Source organism: Cobetia sp. 3AK (assembly GCF_029846335.1).
GTDB classification, from domain to species: Bacteria; Pseudomonadota; Gammaproteobacteria; order Pseudomonadales; family Halomonadaceae; genus Cobetia; species Cobetia marina.
Genome location: NZ_JARWKR010000013.1, coordinates 64,305 through 83,962, shown reverse-complemented (window position 1 = coordinate 83,962; position 19,658 = coordinate 64,305). Strand labels below are relative to the sequence as shown.

Here is a 19,658-nt window from a genome sequence, read left to right as displayed (position 1 = left end):
GTGCATGTCCGTTGGCGTGGCAGGGCGGCGATAGCTGTTGCTGCCCTGCACAACATGCGATGCTTCACGCCAACCTGCCGCGATCTGCCGCATCGTGCTGGCACTCCCCGGGAAGGCCGGTTCTCGCAACACACAAGGAGCAAGACAATGGAATGGTTGATGGACCCTTCGGCATGGGTGGCTCTGGCGACCCTGACCGCGCTTGAGATCGTGCTGGGCATCGACAACATCATCTTCCTGTCGATTCTGGTCGCGCGCCTGCCCGAGGCTCAGCGCCAACGTGGCCGCATGATCGGTCTCGGCCTGGCGATGGGCATGCGCATCGTGCTGTTGATGTCGTTGTCATGGCTGATGTCACTGACGACACCGTTGTTCAGCGTGCTGGATTTCAGCTTCTCCGGGCGGGATCTGATCCTGGTCTTCGGGGGTCTGTTCCTGCTCGGCAAGAGCACCCATGAGATCCATGCCAACCTCGAGGGTGAGGACCCGGCGGAAGAGGGCGCGAAGAAGGGCGGTGCCAGCTTCATGGCGATCATGGTCCAGATCGCGTTGATCGATATCGTCTTCTCGCTGGATTCGGTGATCACGGCGGTGGGCATGGTCGACCATCTGACGGTGATGATCATCGCGATCGTCATCTCGGTGGGCATCATGATGGTGGCGGCCAAGCCGATCGGTGATTTCGTCGATCGCCATCCGACCATCAAGATGCTGGCCCTGTCCTTCCTGATCATGGTCGGCATGATGTTGATGGTCGAAGGCTTCGGCGTCCATGTGCCCAAGGGCTACATCTACGTGGCGATGGCTTTCTCGCTGGCGGTGGAAATGCTCAACATCCGGCTACGCGGCAAGCGGGCCAAGGCGGTGCGGCTGCGTCGCAGCAGCCAGGCGGAAGAGGTCGCCGAGTGAGGTCATGACCCCCAGGCCATGACGCCTGAACCCTGAAATGAGTGGAACCCTGCCATGACGCCCCTGCGACCGAGTGCCGCGGGGGCGTCATGCCATCGTGAGGCTGGATCACGAGGCGCTGCACGCGCCGATCGCCTCGTCCGTCATCAATGAGCCAAAACAGTGCCAAGGGGCGTCATGCGCGCCTTTGGTGTGCTTGTGCGATGGCCGTGTGAGCGGTATCGTCAGCCCTTGCGTTGCATAGCGATGACATAATGAGATCGTCAGTGCGTGGAGAGTGTTCGTCACGCCACCAGTCGGTCCGCTTCCTGTTTCATCCTGGTCGCAAGCCGCTCGAGGCCCCGTGGCTGTCTCCTTCACTGTCATGTCGATGGGGGAGACACTGCGCAGGTCAGCGCGTGAGCCGAGTCGTCTTGAGCGCTCGGCGGCCAGAGCGCCTCGGATGGCCATCTGCCGTCGAGGGCAGGGCACACAAGCCCGGATGACCCATTTACACCCGTTTCACGCTTTTCATTTGCACACTCAAGGAGCAGTACCGATGCGTTTGATCCTGTTGGGCGCCCCCGGCGCCGGCAAGGGCACTCAGGCCCAGTTCATCTGCGAGCGTTTCAACATCCCGCAGATTTCCACCGGAGACATGTTGCGTGCAGCGGTCAAGGCCGGCAGCGAGCTGGGGCTCAAGGTCAAGGAGATCATGAATACCGGCGGGCTGGTGTCCGACGAGATCATCATCGCTCTGGTCAAGGAACGCATCAGCCAGCCCGACTGCGAGAACGGCTTCCTGTTCGATGGCTTCCCGCGCACCATTCCGCAGGCTGACGCCATGAAGGAAGCGGGCGTGAAGCTGGACCACGTGGTCGAGATCGCCGTGGCGGACGAGGAAATCGTCAAGCGCCTGTCCGGTCGTCGTGTGCACCCGGATTCCGGTCGTGTCTATCACATCGAGTACAACCCGCCGCGCGAGGAAGGCAAGGACGACGTCACTGGCGAAGCCTTGATCCAGCGTGAAGATGACCGTGAAGCCACGGTGCGCAACCGTCTGTCCGTCTACCATGAGCAGACCGAGCCGCTGGTCGAGTACTACTCCAGCTGGTCCGCCACTGGCGATGCCCAGGCACCGGCCTACCATCGCATCGAAGGCATCGGCTCCGTCGATGACATTCGTGCCCAGTTGGTCAGCGCGCTGGAGCAGTGAGTCGCGTTGCCTGAGACGGCATGAGGACTATGGCGCCGTCATGGCCCGCATGATGCGCTCTTTCGGTATCAAGCGCCTTGAAAACGCCCGCAGGCTTTGTCTGCGGGCGTTTTCTTTGGTCGCGAAAGCGAAATGGCGTGTTGCGACAGACCCCTTCTCCAGCGCAGGTTCGCGGCCTGTGGCACGACTGACGCACAGCGCCGACACCTGCCGTGGACACCCTGCGTCTTTTGCTGCTAGCGGGGGACGGGTAGAATCGCGTCACATTTTTCTGATGATGAACCGCCCATGACCACGCTTCTGGCCATTGATGCATCCTCCTCCGCCTGTTCCGTTGCCCTGTGGCAGGACGGCGTTGTTACTGCCGAGCGCTGTGAAGCTCCCCGTCAGCATACCCAGCTGATGATGCCGATGATCGAGACGCTGCTGGCAGACGCCCAGCTGACGTTGAAGGATCTGGACGCGCTGGCCTATGGCCACGGCCCGGGTTCCTTCACGGGCCTGCGCATCGCGGCTGGCACCATCCAGGGACTGGCCTTCGGGCTTGAGGTGCCGGTGATCGGTGTCTCGACCCTGGCGGCGCTGGCGCTGCAGGCCCATCGCCATCACCACGCCCGTTTCGTGTTGCCGATGCTGGATGCCCGCATGGGCGAGCTTTACACCGGCGCCTATCGTGTGGCGACCTCCGCCGAAGGTGAGGTCGAGGTCAGCCAGCTGCTGCCCGAGCAGGTCGTGGCGCCGGGACTCGTGGAGTTGCCCCAGGAGCTTCGTGAGCACGACTGGCTGGCCATCGGTTCCGGGCTGGTCATGCACGATGCGCTGCCGGAAGCCTTGCGCGCCAGCATCGTGCAGCGCCTGGAGGCACCGCAGCCGGATGCCGAGGACATGGTCATCCTGGCGGCGCAGGCCTTTGCGCGCGGCGAGGCAGTCGCTGCCGTCGAGGCGCAGCCTGTCTATCTGCGCAACGAGGTGGCATGGCGCTGATGGCGCCAGGGATCGCCATCCTCTCGCGTCAGTCAGGTGGTCTGCCAAGGCTGCCGTAAGGTTTCAGCATCACACTGCGGCCCCTGATGTCGGTCGCGCATCGGCTGACAGGGAACCGTTCTGTCATCACCGCACCTCGCAGTGCCACAGGCGATGTCTGTCGTCCGTGTGGGCCATTGAGGCCCGTTACTCTTAAAAGGATGTTTCATGGAACTCATGCACGTGGTGGCGTTGGCCGTCATTCAAGGTCTGACCGAATTTCTGCCGATTTCCTCCTCCGCTCACCTGATCCTGCCCTCCCAGGTGCTTGGCTGGCCGGACCAGGGACTGGCCTTCGATGTCGCGGTCCATGTCGGTACTCTGCTGGCCGTGGTGATGGCCTTTCGCAAGGATGTCGTCAATATCCTCGCTGGCTGGTTCGGACAGTTCAGCGGTTCAGGCGGGCTTGCGGCGCGTCAGACCGACGACAGCCGTCTGGGCTGGGCGGTATTGCTGGCGACGCTGCCGGCCGTCGTCTTCGGTGGCCTGTTGGGCGATGTGGTGGAAACGGCCGGGCGTTCGACTGCCGTGATCGGCACGACCACCATCGTCTTCGGTCTGCTGCTGTGGTGGGCGGATGCCAAGGGCACGCGCACGCGGGATCTGGCGACGCTCACGCTCAAGGGGGCGTTGATCATCGGTCTGTTCCAGGCATTGGCACTGATTCCGGGCACCTCGCGTTCGGGCATCACCATCACTGCCGCGCTGCTGCTGGGCTTCGAGCGTCAGAGTGCGGCGCGCTTCTCCTTCCTGCTGTCGATTCCGCTGATTCTCGCGGCGGGCTCACTCAAGGGGCTGGAGCTGATCGAGACCGGCAGTGAAGCCCAGCTGTTCGATGTCGGACTGGGTGTGGTGCTGTCCTTCGTCTCGGCGCTGGTGTGCATCAAGCTGTTCCTCAAGGCCATCGACAGCATCGGCATGTTGCCCTTCGTCATCTACCGTCTGCTGCTGGGCGTGCTGCTGTTCGGCATGCTGTTGCTGTAAGTCGCGTACGGCAAGTTCAGTCTTTCTCCGACGGCGTCGCTCTTGCGGCGCCGTCGGCGTTTCTGTCAGCCTTGCTTGCGCTTATCATGTCGCCTTTGTGCTGGTCTTTCGCGAGTCCCAGTGTCTCTTCATTTCCATAGAGCCCGTTCATGCTGCCATCCGATCCCCTCGCTCCTTCCTCTGACGCCGCTGACGCGACCCCCGTGATCGCCATCGCTCGCTCGCAGCTGGCGGTGCATCCGGAGCTCGCCATGCTGGCGGCGCACTTCGGGATCGCCATCCGGGACGATGATGCGTTGCCGGCTCTGCGGCTCGAGGTGGCGCAGGACGAGCAGGGCATACCGCGGGTCGTGATCGCCGGTGACGAGCGCGAGTACGGCAAACCGCTGCATGTGGATTTCGTCGCTGGTCGGGCGGACCACCGCCGGCGTTTCGGTGGGGGGCGCAATCAGCTGATCGCGCGGGCCTGTGGCCTGAATCGCGGCGTGCTGCCAAGCATCGTCGATGCCACCGCCGGGCTGGGGCGCGATGCCTTCGTGCTGGCAAGTCTCGGATCGCCGGTGCTGATGATCGAGCGTGTCGCCGCGACGGCGGCGATCCTGGTCGATGGCCTGACCCGCGCGCAGGGCTGTGCAGACGACGAGATACGCGAGATCGCGCTACGCATGCAGGCGCTGCAGGGGGATGCCTCGCGTGATCTGGGAGAGCTCGTCGCGCTGTGGGATCACCCGCCGCAGGTGGTGCATCTGGATCCGATGTACCCGCACCGTGACAAGTCTGCGCTGGTGAAGAAGGAGATGCGGCTCTTCCGTGCCCTGGCGGGGGATGACGCGGATGCGCCGGCCTTGCTGGATTCGGCACTGGAGGTCGCGACCCATCGGGTGGTGGTCAAGCGTCCACGCAAGGCTGAGCCGATCGGCGGCATCGCGCCGAGTCATGTGGTGGAGGAGAAGACCAGCCGCTACGACGTCTACGTCAAGCAGGCGCTGCGCTAGCCGCGAAGGCCGGGTGATGCACCCTGACGTGCATGACCGCTCTGAAGATGACAGGACCCCGCTCGCGTCTGCCGCGAGCGGGGTCCTGTCGTTCATGCGAAGGGATGGCGTGGCACCGTTGTCAGCGTGGCTCGTCAGCCGAGTCAGCATTGTCCTCTGGCGTGTCCGGCGTGTCCGGCGTATCGCGCAGGCGCACATGCTGCAAGCGATGGCGCAATGCCGGGTCGAACAGGTCGCGCCCACGGGTCTGCAGGTCTTCCAGCGCTTCGCCGAAGCACAGGCGGTTGTCGTCCAGCCAGATGAAGTCCAGCTCCAGCAGGGTATCCAGCAGGCCGCGGAACAGTCGCTTGTCGAAGAACTCGGGCGCGTTGAGGCCCGAGAGCAGCGTCAGCCGCTCTGCCAGCGCGCCGGAGTGGGTCTCGAGGGCTTCGCGATCCAGCGTGCCGCTGCCGTGTTGCAGCAAGGCCGCGATCAGCAGGTAGCCGCGCTCCAGCGTCGGCTGGACCGGCTGGGCCAGCAGCCGCAGCTGCTCGGAGGATTCCTGGCTTGCGACCGGACGCGACCAGCGTTCGGGCGTGTTCTCGGTTGCCGGCTGGTGCTCCAGCAGGCCCTCGTCGCTGAGCAGCGCGAGGGTGGCGGCGATATCGCCTTTCAGCTCCGGGGCTTCCGGCACGAACAGTTCACGTACCAGCACGGGCCAGGCCGGGCTGATCTGCTCATCCAGCGCCTGCAGGGTGTACTGGGCGGTGTTGCGGAAGGCGAAGGCGATCAGCGCCGGCAGCGCCAGCAGATGCAGGACGTTGTTGCGGTACCAGGTCAGCAGGCTGGCCTGTTCCGGTGTGGCGATCACCAGCTCACCGAGGTGCTGGGGGCGCAGAGTGACCAGCCCCAGGTGCGCGCAGTGCGCGATCCATTCTTCCGGCGTGCCTTCGGGCAGGCTGTGATCCTGCCGGCCAGGCAGCTTGCCGGCCAGCCGCACCAGCATGGCCAGCTGGCGCTGCATCAGGCTGGACTCGATGGCGTGGTGTGCGGTGGAAAGCAGTACCAGCGCCGACAGCGAGACAGGGTTGAGGGCCGCGGCGGCATTGATGCGCGTGGCGATCTCGTTGCCCAGTCGCGGCACGGCACTGGTCAGCCATTCCGGACGCCGCTGGTGGCGACTGGCCTGCCATTCGGGAGTGGTCTCGTCCAGCCAGGCCCCCAGCTTGAGCGGCTCGCCAATGTTGAGATAGACCTTGCCGAAGGGCTGCTTGAGCTGCCCCAGCACGCGAATCAGATCCAGCGGCGACTCCTTCTTCTTGCTGGCGCCCGACAGTTCACGCTGATAGCTGAGGCTCTCGAAGACCTTCTCGTAGCCGATGTAGACCGGGACGAAGGCGACCTCGCGGCGCGTGTCACGCAGGAAGGAACGCAGCGTCATCGCCAGCATGCCCGGACGTGGCGGCAACATGCGCCCCGTGCGTGAGCGTCCACCCTCGATGAAGTATTCCACCGGGTGCCCGCGGGTGATCAGCTGGTGGACATATTCATCGAAGACCGCGCCATAGAGGCGATTGTCACGGAAGCTGCGGCGCAGGAAGAAGGCGCCGCCACGCCGGAGGATCGGGCCGATCACCGGCATGTCGAGATTCTTGCCGGCTGCCACGTGCGGCGTCATCAGCCCTTCGTGGAACAGCACGTAGGACAGCAGCAGATAATCGATATGGCTGCGATGGCATGGCACATAGATCAGCTCGCAGTCCCCGGCGATCGCCTTGACGCGCGACATGCCGCGGATCTCGATGCCGTCATACAGCTTGTGCCACAAGCGCTTGAGGGCGTGAGCCAGGAAGCGCTGGACGGGATAGCCCATGTTGGAGGCGATCTCGCGGCCGTATCTCAACGCGCGCTTCTCGAGACGCGCGGGACGCTGGTTCTGGTCGCGGGCCAGCTCGCTGATCACGTCCTGTACGGCGGGCGCCTTCTGCAGATTGCGGATCATGGTGTGGCGATGCGAGAGGTCCGGCCCCAGCAGTCGGGTGCGCACGCGACGAAAGTGCACGCGCAGCAGACGAGCGATGCGCCGGCGCGCCAGCGCCTGATCCTCGGGACCTTCGCGCAGCACCTCGTGGAGCTTGAGCGGCTGGCCGAAGTGCACATCCACCGAGCGACCATGCACGAGGATGGCGATGGCGCGACGCAATACCCCGGTGACACGCCAGCTGTCAGCGGAGATGAACTTCCAGAAGCCGAATTCCTTGCCCGGCGCACGTCCCCAGAACACGCTGACCGGTACCAGCTGGACCTCGACCTCATCCGGGGCGTTCTCCAGTGCCTCGATCAGCTGCGCGAGTCGTCGGGAGAGCAGGCCCTTGCCCTTGCGTGAGTGACGCAGCAGGCGCAACCGCGAGTGACTCAGACGCATGTCGCCTATGCTCAAGGGCAGAGTGGGAGACGGCAGGCCACGCCCCTCGCAAAGCTGCTCGATCACCAGTTCATCGGAGAGCGCCTGATAGGGGAAGACGTAGACCACCGGCAGGTCGGGGTCGAGATTCAGGGCACTGTGGTCCAGCGCGTTGATGTCGGGTTCCACCGCGCGCAGCTCCACCCATTTGTCCAGCAGACGGCGGCTGAGGTTGCGCAGAGGGCGCAATAACAGGGTGACGGGCGACATGGCGGAGCCTCGCAGGTGTACTCGAAAAGTTCGATGGTGAGACGCTGTCACAAGCAGGATCGTTTGCGTTGACTCACAGGATGCGGGAGTGGCGATCCGAGGATATCGACGTTGGGTCGCCGCATGCATGATATTGATCATTATACGCATTCTGTTCGATGACGCCGATATCGGCTGTCATTGCCCAGTGCGGGAGCGACGGGAGGCATGTCATGCTCGGAATGTGGCGTTCAGGCAATCGATTTACCCTGCTGCCGGAGGGGGCGCGCTTTCTGCCCAGCATGCTGGAGGCGGTGGAAGGCGCACGTCACTCGATACTGCTCGAACTGTATCTGGCCGAAAGCGGTCACCTCAGTCGGGTCCTGATCGAGGCTTTGAGCGCTGCGTGCCAGCGTGGCGTCAATGTACTGGTGCTGCTGGATGGTTTCGGCTCGCTGGGGCTCGAGGAGGCGGATCGCCAGCGCATGACCGAGGCCGGCATCGCCCTGCGCTTCTACAACCCGATTCGCTGGTGGCGGTTCGGTCGCAACCTGACGCGGGATCACCGCAAGCTGCTGGTCGTGGATGGCGAGGTGGGCTTCACCGGCGGTTTCGGCGCGGTCGATGAGTTTGCCGAGGCCTGGTCAGAAGTGGCGATACGCATCGAGGGGCCCTGTATCCGTGACTGGGTCAGGCTGTTCGCGCGGGTCTGGGATTCCGCTGCCAGCGAGGGGCAGGGGCGTCGTGAGGCCGTGCGCAGCGTCAACATCAATGCGGTCAACGTCGTCACGGGATATCTGGGGATGCGCGGGCGTGTCGTCTGGGGCCATGGATTTCGTTATCAGGCGATTCGCCACTCGCTCCAGCATCAGGCCAGCAGCACCCGCAAGCGGCTGTGGATCTGCACGCCTTACTTCGTGCCGACCTTCAGCATGCGTCGACGCCTCAAGCGGGCGGCTCGGCGCGGCGTCGATGTGCAGCTGTTGATCGCGGGACAGCATCACGACCATCCCGGCGTGCGTTCTGCGGGGCAGCGTTTCTATGCGAGTCTCCTCAAGGCGGGCGTGCGGATCCATGAATTCCAGCCGCGCTTCCTGCATGCCAAGTTCTCGCTGGCGGATGACTGGGTCACGCTGGGGTCATGCAACTTCGATCACTGGAGCCTGCAATGGAATCTGGAGGCCAATCAGGAGGTGCAGGACCATCGCTTCGCGGCGGAGGTGGCGGCGCTGTTCGAGCAGCATTTCGCGCGCAGCGTCGAGATCACCCGGGCTGCCTGGCAGCGACGCTCTCTGGCGCAACGCTGTCGTGAGTGGGGCTATGGCACCCTGGATAGCCTGGTGACGCGGCTGCGCTAGCCAGTTCACGGATGTCAGACACTGCTTCGTGACACGACAACGCCGGACGACCCCAAGGGGCGTCCGGCGTTGTCGTGTCTGGCGCAGCGCGGCGCAAAGAGGGGGATGGCGGGGGCTCAGCGCTTCTTGCCGCCACCCTTGCCAGCAGGCTTCTTCGCGCCGCCCTTGCCACTGCCCTTGCCGCCCGCATGCTTGCCACGCGGAATGCCCGCGGCGCCCGGCGTTGCGGCTCCCTTGCGGCGCGGTGATGGCTTGGGGCTTTCCGGCGGCACGCGATAGAGCAGGTAGAGATCCAGCAGCAGTTCCGGCAGCTGGTTGACGAAGCGCTGGGCACCGACGGGGTCGGCGATCAGCTCGCCGATCTCCGGGTCTTCATCGTCGAATACGCCCGAGATGGCCATGAAGGGCAGCAGCAGCTCGGCCGCGGTCTCTTCCTGGGTCCCGAACCAGGCTTCCTCGTCCATGAAGACACCTTCCATGAAGCCTGCACACCAGTCACCGATCGGCGTCTCGACGGGGTCGAGGCCACCGAGTTCCAGCTCGAACAGCAGCTCAGGCAGGATGCCGTGCTCGAGGGCGTCGATGGCATTGGCGCGCATCTGCTCGAACAGCGCGACCACCTGGGCTTCCTGCTCGGGGCTTTCATAGGCGGGCTGTCCCTGGAACAGCTCCGGCAGCCACAGGCTGGAAGGCACTTCGCGTGGTGCGATGGCCAGTGCCAGCATGAAGCCATGCGCGCTGATGATGTCGAGGGCTTCCGGGCCGACCAGGTCGGATTCAAGGAACTCATCGAGGATGTCGAGGGATTCATCATCCAGCAACGGCTGGGTCTGGACAGGCTCGGCCATGGGGAAGGTCTCACATGCGGGATAGAAGTCGGGCAGGGCGTCGCGGCCACTGCGAATGTGGCTAGTGTATCATCTCGTGGCAAGGGTTTTCGTCGCCACGAAAGCCCCTGAATCGTCGAATTCTCCACTTTCTTCAGCGGTTGCCGTTCACCTCGATCGTCTGGCATCAAGGGGTCGTCTCATGTCTTGTTCCCGTGTCGCGCACGCCGTGGATGGCAGTGTCGTCAGTCGATATCGCTTTCCCGTCGACCATGTACTGGCGTGTCTCGGTGATGCGGTCGCCGACCCCCTGCCGTTGGCCGATGAGCAGACACTGGATGCCCTCAGCGAGCCGCAACTGCATGCCATGCTGCAATCCCGTGTGCTGGCCTGTCTGGCGCGCGCACGTGCGCACTATCCCGAGATGCGCATGCCCGCCGTGTCCTGTCGTCTCAGAGGACGCACTGCCGGGACAGCCGAACCGGCGCGCCAGCGCCTGCGCTTCAACTGGCAATTGCTGTGCGAGAACCGCCATCACTTCCTGAGCCAGACCGTCCCTCATGAGGTGGCGCACTGGGTGGTGATGGAAGTGGTGGAGCGCGCGCGCGGCCAGCGGGTCAAGCCGCATGGCCCGGAGTGGCAGCAGGTCATGACGAATCTCTATGGTGTCGCACCTGAGGTGACCCACCGCATGGATGTTTCCCGCGCGAGTCCGATGCCCTGGGCCTACGGATGCGATTGCGAGACACCGCACTATCTGAGTCATCGTCGACATGCCAATGCGCTTCGTGGGCAGCGTTACCGATGCCGGCTGTGCGGGAAAGCGCTCAAGGGGCCATTGAGCGATCCATGATGCCTGTCATCGCCTTCCGTGCAGTCCTGCCTCCCGTTTTCAATGCCTCCGTGGCGCGCTCAGTCCCTCTGGAGTGCGGGTTTTCTGCGGCGAAAGTCGCTGTGACCTTGGTGTTATTTGTTGATAAATAGTTGAAATTATTGGGAAAAAATTGTCTACCAAGGTCTAGTGTGTGGCCCCCCCATGCTTGGGTTTAAGCTGAAACGGACTAGCCATGACTCGTCCGCAGCGTACCCGTGTCGTATGAGGCAGCCCGAGGCGTGTCGCCCGCCAACTTCCAGAGGTCGAACAACAATGAGCGAAGATGCCAAGGTCCACCCGGTCAAGCCTGATGTTGCCGCCCGTGCATGGGTAGATCGTGAGCGCTATCAGGCCATGTATCAGCAGTCTGTCGAGGCACCCGAGGATTTCTGGGCCGAGCAGGCGCAGTCGCTGGACTGGTTCAAGGCGCCCTCGGTGATACGCAGTACCGACTTCGGCCCTGAGAATGTCGATGTGCGCTGGTTCGAGGATGGTCAGCTCAACGTGGCCCACAACTGTCTGGATCGTCATCTCCAGGAGCGTGGCGACCAGGTGGCGATCATCTGGGAAGGGGATGACCCCAGCGAGTCCCAGTCGATCACCTATCGCGAGCTGCATGCGCGCGTCAGCCAGTTCGCCAATGGCCTCAAGGAACTGGGCGTGGGGCGTGGTGACGTGGTCACCCTGTACATGCCGATGATCCCCGAAGCGGCCATGGCGATGCTGGCCTGTACCCGTATCGGTGCGGTGCACTCGGTGGTCTTCGGGGGCTTCTCGCCGGACGCGCTGGCAGGACGGATCGCCGATTCCAGCTCGCGTATCGTGATCACCGCCGATGAATCGCTGCGCGGTGGCAAGCGAGTGCCGCTCAAGGAGAATGTCGACGATGCGCTGGAGCGCGATGGCACCGACTGCGTCGACCACGTGCTGGTGGTGCGGCGTACCGGAGGTGACGTGCACTGGGGGAGTCGTGATCTGTGGTTCCACGAGCTGGTCGACCGTCAGTCCAGCGACTGCCCGGCAGAAGCGATGGGCGCGGAAGACCCGCTGTTCATTCTCTACACCTCCGGCTCCACCGGCACGCCCAAGGGGCTGAAGCACACCACGGGCGGCTATCTGCTCTATGCGGCCATGACCCATCGTTACGTCTTCGACTACCACGATGGCGACATCTACTGGTGCACGGCGGATGTCGGCTGGGTGACAGGGCACAGCTACATCGTCTATGGACCGCTGGCCAACGGCGCGACCACGCTGATGTTCGAGGGGGTGCCCAGCTATCCGACTCACGGGCGCATGGGGGAGATCGTCGACAAGCATCAGGTCAATATCCTCTACACGGCCCCGACCGCCGTGCGCGCGCTGATGGCACACGGCGATGGCGTGATGGACTCCAGTTCCCGCGACAGCCTGCGCCTGCTCGGCTCGGTGGGTGAGCCGATCAATCCTGAGGCCTGGGAGTGGTTCCACCGCGTGATCGGCAAGGGCAACTGCCCGCTGGTGGATACCTGGTGGCAGACCGAGACCGGCGGCATCATGATCGCGCCGCTGCCGGGTGCCACGGATCTCAAGCCGGGTTCCGCCACCTTGCCGTTCTTCGGCGTGCAGCCGGCGCTGGTCGACAACGAGGGCAACATTCTCGAGGGAGCCACCGAAGGCAATCTGGTGATTCTCGACAGCTGGCCGGGGCAGGCGCGCTCCATCTGGGGCAACCATGAGCGTTACGTGCAGACCTATTTCTCCACCTATGCCGGCATGTACTTCACCGGCGATGGCTGCCGCCGTGATGAGGATGGGTATTACTGGATCACCGGACGCGTCGACGACGTGCTCAACGTTTCCGGGCACCGCATGGGCACGGCCGAGATCGAGTCCTCGCTGGTCGCGCATGAGGCGGTCGCCGAAGCCGCGGTGGTCGGTTATCCCCACGACATCAAGGGGCAGGGGATCTACATCTACGTGACGCTCAATGATGGCATCGAGCCAAGCGATGAGCTCAAGAAGACCCTGACCCAGTGGGTGCGCAAGGACATCGGGCCGATCGCGTCACCTGATGTCATCCAGTGGGCACCGGGACTGCCCAAGACGCGTTCCGGCAAGATCATGCGGCGTATCCTGCGCAAGATCGCCGCCAACGAGACCGACGGTCTTGGGGATACCTCGACGCTGGCGGACCCGACGGTGGTGGATGATCTGATCGAGCATCGCGCCAACCGCTGAACTCGTCGGATGGCGGCCATGCAGGCCTGACGAGACACGTCGCGACATCGAAGCGCGGGAGCCTGGCTCCCGCGCTTTTTTCGTGTGCGTCCGGGTCATGCGCTCCTGTTTCATGGGAACCTGTTTCGTGGGTGCCTGTCTCGTGCACATCCTGGCCGTGTCTGAAGCAGGAAAGGTTGGCCATCGATGAGCGGCTGACTTGATAATGATGCGACAACCCGCATGCGACAGGTGGGCCTGATGGCCTCCCTGAGCATTTCCTCATTCACTTCATGATCAAGGCAGCCCCCATGTCAGCAGGCAAGTCGGATGCATCCTGCGCCACGTCTCAGCTCGCCACTTCCTCACAGGTTGCATCATCGTCATCCACCGAGGGCGAGAACCGTCCACGCGCTGTCGTGCTGATGTGCCTGTCGGCGATCTCCTTCGCGTTGATGGGGGCGATGGTCAAGTTGAGCGGTGACTTGCCGCTGTTCGAGAAGGTCTTCGTGCGCAACCTCGTAAGCCTAGTGGTTGCCGTCGTGATGGTTCGCATGGCGGGCGCTCGTCTGCTGGGACACTGGCACCATCAGCCGTTGCTGCTGGCGCGCTCGCTGATCGGGCTTGGCGGCGTGATGAGCTTTTTCTACGCCATCGATCACCTGCTGCTTGCGGATGCGACTATCCTAAACAAGCTGTCGCCGTTTTTCGTGATGCTGTTTGCCGGCATGTTTCTGGCAGAGCGCCTGGGCGGCTGGCGGCTGGTAGGCATGCTGATTGCCTTCGTGGGGGCGACTCTGGTCATCAAGCCACAGCTGGCGTTCGCCGAGGGAGGTGTGGAGGCACTGTTTCCGGCGCTGGTCGGATTGGGCTCGGCCATGTTGGCCGGCGCTGCCTACACGCTGATTCGGGCGCTGCGAGGGCGTGAGGCTTCCGCGACAATCGTGTTACATTTCTCGCTGGTCTCCAGCATCGTCACCCTGGTGCCGATGCTGATGAATCCGGTGATGCCCAGTGCGCCACAGGCACTGGCCCTGTTGGGGATCGGGGTCTTCGCGGCCGGTGGCCAGATCCTGATGACCACTGCCTATCGGCTGGCGCCCGCGGGGGAAGTGTCGATCTATTCCTATCTCACCATCGTGTTCTCCGCATTGGCCGGCTGGGCGATCTGGGGGGAAGTGCCGGACGCTGCCAGCCTCATGGGTTTCCTGCTGATTGCCGGTGTGGCACTGGTCGGTTGGCATGCGAGTCGCGTTGCGGTTAGGGTGGTCTGACTCTCCATCCGCAGGATGCTGTCAGAATTCACTTGTGCATTGTCCACTCATCATTGGGCAATCCGTGCGATACTCGTGTTCCCCGAGCGAAACATCAGTATGTCTCCCGATGGTGGGCTGCTTTGTTAAACGCGCGTTCCATGGGGTAACATGCCAGAAAATAACGGCGATCATTGACCGGCCAGGAAGGTCGGTGATGATCACCATCGGGGTTTTGGAGGAGACTCAATGGCCTTTGCCCAGAAGTTCATCGTTGCAGACGATCATCCGCTCTTTCGTGCCGCACTGACGCAGGCACTCAGGCAAGTGGCCTCACAGGCAGAGATTGTCGAAGCCGACAGCATGGACGCGACCAACGATATCGTTGCCCGCCACCCCGATGCTGATCTGATCCTGCTGGACCTGCACATGCCGGGAGCCCATGGCTTCTCAGGCCTGATCCAGCTGCGTGGTCAGACGCCGGATATCCCGGTCGCCGTCGTATCCGGTAGCGAGGAGCCCTACGTGGTGCGCCGCGCCATCGATTATGGCGCTTCCGGTTTCATCCCCAAGTCCGCAAGTCTGGATGTGATCGCCGAGGCGATCGGCGAGATTCTCGAAGGCGAAGTCTGGCTGCCGACGGATATCGCCGAAGCCATGGGCGAGTCCAGCGAAGATGAGTCCCGCTTTGCCGAAGCGATCGCCTCGCTGACGCCACAGCAGTTCCGCGTGCTCAACATGCTGACGGAAGGCCTGCTCAACAAGCAGATCGCCTATGAGCTGAATGTGTCCGAGGCCACCATCAAGGCGCACGTGACCGCCATTCTGCGCAAGCTTGGCGTGCATTCCCGCACCCAGGCCGTCATCGCGGCGCAGCGTCTGGAAGTCGAGCCGCCGAAGGTTCGCTCCTGAAGTGGCTGTGATTGACGGGATGATGCATCCCGTTCGATGAGCATGATCCTGCTTCGGAAAGACAAAAGCCCGCCCTGTCACTGACAGGGCGGGCTTTTTGCGGATACAGCGCCTGCTCGTTCACAGGCGCTGCGCGATTCACCCGCGATCAGCCATCGCCGTTCTCCGGGGCTCCGCCTGTCTCATCCGAGGTACCGCTGGCATGCTTCTCGGCACGATTGGCCTGCAGGGTACGCGTCAGCAGTGCGCGCAGCGCCGCCGGACGCACCGGCTTGAGCAGCAGGTGATAGCCGGCACGGCGTACCTCCTCGGCGACTTCGTCAGTGCGATCCGCGGTGATGACGATGCCGGGCACGGAGCCTGCCAGGCGTTCATCCAGAGCATCCAGCGCCATCAGACCGGTCACTTCATTGTCGAGGTGATAATCGGCGAGGATGGCATCCGGATCACCATCCAGATTGCGAATCACGGATTTGGCACCACCGATGGACGTGGCGGTGAAGACTTCGCAGCCCCAGCCGGACAGCATCGCCTTCATGCCTTCCAGAATCAGGCTCTCGTTGTCGATGCACAGCACGCGGGTGCCGGTCAGCTTGTTGCCGGCGCGCTTGCGGGCCGGGACGGCATCCGGCTGTTCAGCGGCCGGCAGTGTCTTGCTGATCGGGACGCTGACCGCGAAGACCGTCCCCACACCGACCCAACTGCGCACCGTGATCGGGTGATCGAGCACGCGACTCATGCGCTCGGCGATCGACAGGCCCAGCCCCAGCCCCTTCTCGCTCTCCTTGTGACGCTCGCTCTGATCGAGACGCCGGAATTCCTGGAAGATCTCGGTCAGCTTGGACTCGGGGATGCCGGGGCCGGTGTCCCAGACTTCGATGCGAATGCGATCCCCCAGGCGGCGACAGCCCAGCAGCACGTGGCCCTGACGGGTGTAGCGCACGGCGTTGGAGAGGAAGTTCTGCACGATGCGCCGCAGCATCTGGCCGTCAGAATCCACCGCCAGCTGAGTCATCACCACCTTCAGGTCCAGCCCTCGGTCTTCCGCCATCACCTCGAACTCGGCCTTCAGCGGCTTGAGAATATCCGACAGGCGGAACACGCTGCGACGTGGCGCCAGCGCGCCGGCATCGAGCTTGGAGATGTCGAGCAGGGTGCTGAGCAGCTCCTCGGCGGCCTGCAGCGAGTTGTCGATGTGATTGGTGGTGGTCTTCATCTCGCCTTCCACCTGCTGGGCGAGAGCGGAGGTGAACAGGCGCGCGGCATTCAGGGGTTGCAAAAGGTCATGACTGGCCGCGGCCAGAAAGCGCGTCTTGGAGGCGTTGGCATCCTCGGCCAGCTGCTTGGCCTGACGCAGTGCCTGCTCGGCTTCCGCGCGCACACGGTTCTCGGTACGCAATGCCTCGTTGACCTGTGACAGCTCCTGGGTACGCACGCGAACGCGTTCTTCCAGATTCTCGTTGGTTTCCTTGAGGGCAATCTCGGCCAGGCGGCGTTCGGTGATGTCCTGATAGAGCGCGAAGAAGCCGAGGATGTTGCCCTTGCCGCTGAAGTGCGGCGTATAGGTCACCAGCATGTAACGCACACCGCCCTCGGGGGCTTCCAGCGAGATCTCGAAGGAGACGCGTTCCCCCGCCAGGGCGCGCGTCATCCAGGGGGCGCGCTGGCGATAGATGTCTTCAGGCATCGCCGCCTCGGCCGGCTCGCCGATGACGGCGGTACGGTCGATGCCCATCACTGCTTCATAGGCGCGGTTGGTGAAGAGGTAACGACACTCCTTGTCGAAGTAGGCGATCAGCGCCGGCACATTGTCGGTGTAGATGCGGATGTTGTTTTCCGAGCGGATCAACGCCTCTTCGGTGCGCTTCTGCTGGGTGATGTCCTGGTAGGTATAGACGAAGCCGCCGCCGGGCATCGGGTTGCCCTGGATCTCCATCACGGTGCCGTCCTGGCGATAGCGCACGTAGCGATGCGGCTCGCCGTCACGGATGGCGTCCAGCAGCTGATCGACATGCTCTTCCGGGTCGCCCGGACCATATTCACCATTGTGCGCGTTGTAGCGGAAGATGCGATCGATCGGGGCGCCGACACGGATCAGGTTGTCAGGGAAGCGGAACATGTCCAGATAGCGCTGATTCCACACCACCAGGCGCATGTGCTGGTCGACCACGCTGATGCCCTGATGGATGTTCTCGATGGTGGCCTGCAGCAGGGCGCGGTTGAATTCCAGCACCTGTGAGGCTTCATCGACGATGGAGATGACATCCGAGATACCGATGCCGCGCCCCTGCAGGGCGGAGTTGACCACGATCCGCGCCGAGGAGGCACCGAGCACGGAAGCCAGGAAGCGCTCGGTGAACTGGATCAGGTCGATTGACGCGCGCCCGTGGAGTTCCAGCGGCTGGCCGCTGCGGCGTGCGTAATCTTCGAAGGCGCGTTCGACCTGCTCATGGCTCAGGAAGCGCTCACAGAGTACGCGCAGGTCCGAGACGGAGGTAGAGCCGGTCCACGGGCGCGAGACGCTGGTCTGACGCGTCTCGACGCTATCGACGAACAAGGATGCCTGGATGCGCTCGACCACGCGTTGCGGCGTCATCTGCGAGACGAAGATATAGCCGAACAGGTTGAGGCCGAGAGACAGCATCACGCCGTGGGTCAGCGGGTCACTGAAGCGGAAGCCGAACAGGCCATGCGGCGAGAGCCAGTCGATGCCGAGCGGACCGTAATTGACCATGTCGGCGGGCATCAGGCCTGCCTGGGCCAGTGCCGGAACCAGCAGGGTCCAGGCCCAGACGGCGAAGCCGAGGTTGAGGCCGACGATGACTCCCAGGCGATTGCCACGCTTCCAGTAGAGCCCGCCCAGCAGAGAGGGCGCGAACTGGGCCACGGCGGCGAATGACAGCAGCCCGATGGCTGACAGCGTGCTGTATTCGGCGATCAGCAGATAGAAGCCGTAGGCCAGGCCGAGAATCATCACGATGGTCAGGCGGCGGGCCAGCAGCACGATATGACTGTAGTCGCGGGCTTCGGTATCGAACCAGCGCAAACGGAACAGCAGCGGGATGACGATCTCGTTGGAGATCATGATCGAGACCGCGACCGCCGCGACGATGACCATGCCGGTCGCGGCCGAGAAGCCCCCGATGAAGGTCAGCAGGGTCAACCAGGTCTGATCTGCCGCCATTGGCAGTGCCAGCACGAAGCTGTCCGGTGACACCGAGCCATCCGGGAACATCGTCAGGCCGGCGGCGGCGATGGGCAGCACGAAGAAGGAGATGGCGATCAGATAGATCGGGAACAGCCAGCGGGCGCGGCGGGCATCCGAGTGGTGGGTGTTCTCGACCACCGCGACATGGAACTGGCGCGGCAGGCAGAAGATGGCCAGCATCGCCAGCAATGTCTGGGCCCAGAAGCCGGAGCCGAAGGTCTGGTTCTCGAGCTGTTGCTGGAGCTCCAGATAGGTGTCCGCCTTGGTGAAAAGATCCCCCAGGCCATTGAACATGCCCCAGGTGACATAGGCGCCCAGCGTCAAAAAGGCGATCAGCTTGACCAGAGATTCGAAGGCGATGGCCTGCAACAGGCCGACATGGTGCTCGGTGGCATCGGTATGCCGCGTGCCGAACAGGATGGCGAATATCGCCATCACCGCCGCGACATAGAAGGCGGTATCCCCCAGCCAGGCAGTGCGCGTGACGTCACTGGTGTCGGTCAGTACCTGATAGGCACTCGACACCGCCTTCAGCTGCAGGGCGATGTAGGGCAGGGTGCCGACCAGTGCCACCAGCGAGGCAAACACGGCCAGTGACTGCGTCTTGCCGTAGCGCGAGGCGATGAAATCGGCGATCGAGGTGATGTTCTGTCGCTTGGCGACGCGAATCATCTTCAAGAGGATCGGCCAGAACAGCAGACAGGTCAGGATCGGCCCGATGAAGATGCTCAGGTAGCTCCAGCCACTGGTCGCGGCCTGGCCGACACTGCCGTAAAAGGTCCAGCTGGTGCAGTAGACCGCAAGCCCCAGACTGTAGACTGCCGGTCGGCGACTGGCCGACCCGTGCTTCTTGGCGTTGCGATCCCCTCGCCACGCAATCATGAACAGTACCGCGATATAGCCCAGCGCCACTGCGATTAGCCACCACCCCTGGAACATGTTGCTCTCCTCTCTGGAAGCGCCATTCTACGCAGGCCCGGCCATGAGTCCCAAGCCTTGCAGGCCGCTCGGGGCTTCCTCCTGACCATCAGACGACAAGATGTCTGCTCTCGCTCGTCCGTTCTCACCCGGCCTGAGGTGTCTCCGGCAGAAAATTGCGCCGCTTTCTTTCAGTGACATGACGAAAGAGCGGGGTCGTCTCGCCATCATTGCCGACGCGTCATGAGAGTGTTTCGTTACTCATTTGGCCAATAGACCAAGGGAGTGCGTCTTTAGTTTATCTTTCAAGTATCTGTTATTTAAGGAATTGATGAGAGGCGTCATGAGGTCTTCAAGCGGATGCTCATGCT

General features: G+C 63.3%; 13 protein-coding genes. 10 read left to right on the top strand and 3 right to left on the bottom strand.

Annotation, left to right across the window (positions count from 1 at the left end; genetic code table 11):
• The first annotated feature begins 147 nt into the window (after positions 1-147).
• The 5 genes from QD228_RS15855 (at position 148) to QD228_RS15835 (ending at position 5,106) form a co-directional block, all read left to right on the top strand.
• Positions 148-909: a TerC family protein gene (locus QD228_RS15855; RefSeq protein WP_077380144.1), complete on the top strand. Its 762-nt coding sequence runs from the start codon at positions 148-150 to the stop codon at positions 907-909.
• 538 nt (positions 910-1,447) lie between these two features.
• Entirely contained in the window at positions 1,448-2,104 is a 657-nt protein-coding gene (gene adk / locus QD228_RS15850; protein WP_077380142.1) for an adenylate kinase, read from the top strand.
• Positions 2,105-2,392: 288 nt separating this feature from the next.
• Complete coding sequence (tsaB, locus tag QD228_RS15845) at positions 2,393-3,088, top strand: tRNA (adenosine(37)-N6)-threonylcarbamoyltransferase complex dimerization subunit type 1 TsaB (RefSeq protein ID WP_077380140.1); 696 nt, start codon at positions 2,393-2,395, stop codon at positions 3,086-3,088.
• A 207-nt stretch (positions 3,089-3,295) separates the two neighbouring features.
• Complete coding sequence (locus QD228_RS15840; protein ID WP_077380138.1) at positions 3,296-4,111, top strand: undecaprenyl-diphosphate phosphatase; 816 nt, start codon at positions 3,296-3,298, stop codon at positions 4,109-4,111.
• A 251-nt stretch (positions 4,112-4,362) separates the two neighbouring features.
• Positions 4,363-5,106 (top strand): class I SAM-dependent methyltransferase, encoded by a 744-nt coding sequence (locus QD228_RS15835; RefSeq protein ID WP_279876037.1) that lies wholly within the window; start codon positions 4,363-4,365, stop codon positions 5,104-5,106.
• A 121-nt stretch (positions 5,107-5,227) separates the two neighbouring features.
• On the opposite strand, the gene plsB is transcribed toward QD228_RS15835, so the two are convergent.
• Complete coding sequence (gene plsB / locus QD228_RS15830) at positions 5,228-7,759, bottom strand: glycerol-3-phosphate 1-O-acyltransferase PlsB (protein WP_077380136.1); 2,532 nt, start codon at positions 7,757-7,759, stop codon at positions 5,228-5,230.
• Between the two features lie 212 nt (positions 7,760-7,971).
• Between plsB and QD228_RS15825 the strand changes: the two genes are divergently transcribed.
• Positions 7,972-9,096, top strand: coding sequence for a phosphatidylserine/phosphatidylglycerophosphate/cardiolipin synthase family protein (locus QD228_RS15825; RefSeq protein ID WP_084207890.1), 1,125 nt, complete (start codon positions 7,972-7,974; stop codon positions 9,094-9,096).
• A gap of 116 nt (positions 9,097-9,212) precedes the next feature.
• On the opposite strand, the gene QD228_RS15820 is transcribed toward QD228_RS15825, so the two are convergent.
• Positions 9,213-9,944 (bottom strand): YecA family protein, encoded by a 732-nt coding sequence (locus QD228_RS15820; protein ID WP_077380132.1) that lies wholly within the window; start codon positions 9,942-9,944, stop codon positions 9,213-9,215.
• 181 nt (positions 9,945-10,125) lie between these two features.
• On the opposite strand from QD228_RS15820, the gene QD228_RS15815 reads away from it, so the two are divergent.
• The 4 genes from QD228_RS15815 to QD228_RS15800 all read left to right on the top strand — a co-directional run bounded on the left by QD228_RS15815 (position 10,126) and on the right by QD228_RS15800 (position 15,161).
• Positions 10,126-10,776 (top strand): SprT-like domain-containing protein, encoded by a 651-nt coding sequence (locus QD228_RS15815; protein WP_279876029.1) that lies wholly within the window; start codon positions 10,126-10,128, stop codon positions 10,774-10,776.
• 294 nt (positions 10,777-11,070) lie between these two features.
• The gene (acs, locus tag QD228_RS15810) at positions 11,071-13,017 is read left to right on the top strand and encodes an acetate--CoA ligase (protein WP_279876028.1); all 1,947 of its coding nucleotides are present in this window, start codon (positions 11,071-11,073) and stop codon (positions 13,015-13,017) included.
• Between the two features lie 290 nt (positions 13,018-13,307).
• Positions 13,308-14,270 (top strand): DMT family transporter, encoded by a 963-nt coding sequence (locus tag QD228_RS15805; protein WP_279876027.1) that lies wholly within the window; start codon positions 13,308-13,310, stop codon positions 14,268-14,270.
• Positions 14,271-14,498: 228 nt separating this feature from the next.
• Positions 14,499-15,161 (top strand): response regulator transcription factor, encoded by a 663-nt coding sequence (locus QD228_RS15800; RefSeq protein ID WP_077380128.1) that lies wholly within the window; start codon positions 14,499-14,501, stop codon positions 15,159-15,161.
• Between the two features lie 148 nt (positions 15,162-15,309).
• Here the strand turns inward: QD228_RS15800 and QD228_RS15795 are convergent, their stop codons facing one another.
• The gene (locus tag QD228_RS15795) at positions 15,310-19,308 is read right to left on the bottom strand and encodes a NahK/ErcS family hybrid sensor histidine kinase/response regulator (RefSeq protein WP_077380126.1); all 3,999 of its coding nucleotides are present in this window, start codon (positions 19,306-19,308) and stop codon (positions 15,310-15,312) included.
• Positions 19,309-19,658 lie beyond the last annotated feature (350 nt).

What these genes read in the sequence shown, in the direction of transcription:
- adk (WP_077380142.1), top strand. Translation starts at nt 1,448, where the DNA reads ATGCGTTTGATCCTGTTGGGCGCCCCCGGCGCCGGCAAGGGCACTCAG.
- QD228_RS15795 (WP_077380126.1), bottom strand. Translation starts at nt 19,308, where the DNA reads ATGTTCCAGGGGTGGTGGCTAATCGCAGTGGCGCTGGGCTATATCGCG.
- QD228_RS15835 (WP_279876037.1), top strand. Translation starts at nt 4,363, where the DNA reads ATGCTGGCGGCGCACTTCGGGATCGCCATCCGGGACGATGATGCGTTG.
- plsB (WP_077380136.1), bottom strand. Translation starts at nt 7,759, where the DNA reads ATGTCGCCCGTCACCCTGTTATTGCGCCCTCTGCGCAACCTCAGCCGC.
- acs (WP_279876028.1), top strand. Translation starts at nt 11,071, where the DNA reads ATGAGCGAAGATGCCAAGGTCCACCCGGTCAAGCCTGATGTTGCCGCC.
- QD228_RS15820 (WP_077380132.1), bottom strand. Translation starts at nt 9,944, where the DNA reads ATGGCCGAGCCTGTCCAGACCCAGCCGTTGCTGGATGATGAATCCCTC.
- QD228_RS15825 (WP_084207890.1), top strand. Translation starts at nt 7,972, where the DNA reads ATGCTCGGAATGTGGCGTTCAGGCAATCGATTTACCCTGCTGCCGGAG.
- QD228_RS15840 (WP_077380138.1), top strand. Translation starts at nt 3,296, where the DNA reads ATGGAACTCATGCACGTGGTGGCGTTGGCCGTCATTCAAGGTCTGACC.
- QD228_RS15805 (WP_279876027.1), top strand. Translation starts at nt 13,308, where the DNA reads ATGTCAGCAGGCAAGTCGGATGCATCCTGCGCCACGTCTCAGCTCGCC.
- QD228_RS15800 (WP_077380128.1), top strand. Translation starts at nt 14,499, where the DNA reads ATGGCCTTTGCCCAGAAGTTCATCGTTGCAGACGATCATCCGCTCTTT.
- QD228_RS15815 (WP_279876029.1), top strand. Translation starts at nt 10,126, where the DNA reads ATGTCTTGTTCCCGTGTCGCGCACGCCGTGGATGGCAGTGTCGTCAGT.
- tsaB (WP_077380140.1), top strand. Translation starts at nt 2,393, where the DNA reads ATGACCACGCTTCTGGCCATTGATGCATCCTCCTCCGCCTGTTCCGTT.
- QD228_RS15855 (WP_077380144.1), top strand. Translation starts at nt 148, where the DNA reads ATGGAATGGTTGATGGACCCTTCGGCATGGGTGGCTCTGGCGACCCTG.